This is a genomic window from Cytobacillus firmus NBRC 15306 (genome assembly GCF_001591465.1).
Classification (GTDB): domain Bacteria; phylum Bacillota; class Bacilli; order Bacillales; family Cytobacillaceae; genus Cytobacillus; species Cytobacillus firmus.
On the sequence record NZ_BCUY01000208.1, the window covers coordinates 1 to 1,485 of the forward strand.

At 41.9% G+C, this 1,485-nt stretch carries 1 protein-coding gene; it reads left to right on the forward strand.

From position 1 onward, the window contains the following. Positions 1–121: 121 nt before the first annotated feature. Positions 122–1,300 (forward strand): IS256 family transposase, encoded by a 1,179-nt coding sequence (locus tag BFI01S_RS21840; protein ID WP_061794442.1) that lies wholly within the window; start codon positions 122–124, stop codon positions 1,298–1,300. Positions 1,301–1,485 lie beyond the last annotated feature (185 nt).

Genomic DNA, 1,485 nt, shown 5'->3' on the forward strand with positions numbered 1-1,485 from the left:
GGACACAAAAAGGAGGAAACCGGTTAAGCCCATATAATTGTGTAAAAAGAAAGAGTCATTTTATTCACTCTTGGCAACACTGTTTTCTACCACAGAAAAACTAGTGAAAAGAGGAATAGTAATGACTCAAGTACAGTTTAACCTGAATGTTGATGTTTTAAAAGAAGCTATTGTAAATTCCAATCTTGATATGGTCATTAAATCAGCCGTTGTGTTGGTACTAAATGAGTTTATGGAAAAGGAAAGGGATGACTATTTAAAGGCTGCCCCTTATGAACGCGCTGTTGAACGCCGTGACTACCGAAACGGTTACTATGAACGTGAACTGTTGATGAGTATCGGAAATATAACCTTAAAGGTTCCACGGACACGTAATGGCGAGTTCTCAACTACTGTTTTCGAAAAGTATTCACGATGTGACCAGGCCCTGGTCCTTTCAATGGTGGAGATGGTTGTAAATGGCGTTTCAACGAGGAAAGTGACCAACATTGTAGAACAGCTTTGTGGTAAGAATGTATCCAAATCGTTTGTTTCATCTCTTACACACAAGCTTGATCCCCTTGTAAATGAATGGGCCGGTCGGTCCCTGAATACAACCTACTACCCTTATGTTTTTGCCGACGCCATGTATATAAAGGTCCGTGAGCACAATCGTGTCGTATCCAAGGCTGTTTATATTGCGACAGCCATTGCAGAGAATAACACCCGTGAAATACTCGGCCTAAGTGTTGACCATGCGGAAAGTTACGAAAGCTGGAGCCGTTTTTTTCAACAGCTTAAATCACGCGGCCTTCAATCACCAAAACTACTGGTCTCGGATGCTCACCAAGGGCTTCAGAAAGCCATTCAACGTGAATTTATCGGGACGGCCTGGCAAAGATGCAATGTCCACTTCAAACGGAATATCCTTGGAAAATTGCCCAAAAAGGATACAGCCGAAATCCGCATGATGATTAAGCGGATATTTGAAGCAGTTACGATTGATGACATACGCCAGTTCAAGGGTGAATTGATGAACCGTTTTAGTAATGAGGCGAGATTTGAAAAAGCGCTTGCCATCTTGGATGAAGGTTTCGAAGATACCATTCAGTATATGAATTTTCCTGAACATATCCGGATCCATATCCGAAGTACCAACTCATTGGAACGGCTTAATCAGGAGGTTCGCAGGAGGGAAAGAGTGATTCGCATTTTCCCCAATTCTCAATCAGCGTACCGTTTGGTTGGCGCAGTTCTGATGCATTACCATGAGTCAGATTACTTAAAGAGGAAATCTTTAATGGGTGGCAGGCTAAAGTAGTCGTATTTTCAGCTTCACTTCCATCATGGATGATTACATCTCCGGGAAGGGATGTCAAATTGAAAACCATTTGACATCCCTTCCCGGAGATGAAGAAAAAAATCCATGGAAGCTTCGCTAAAAAAATGAAAGGGTTTGGTTGAAAACACTTGCCATTGATTTTACACAATAACCAGGACTTGACT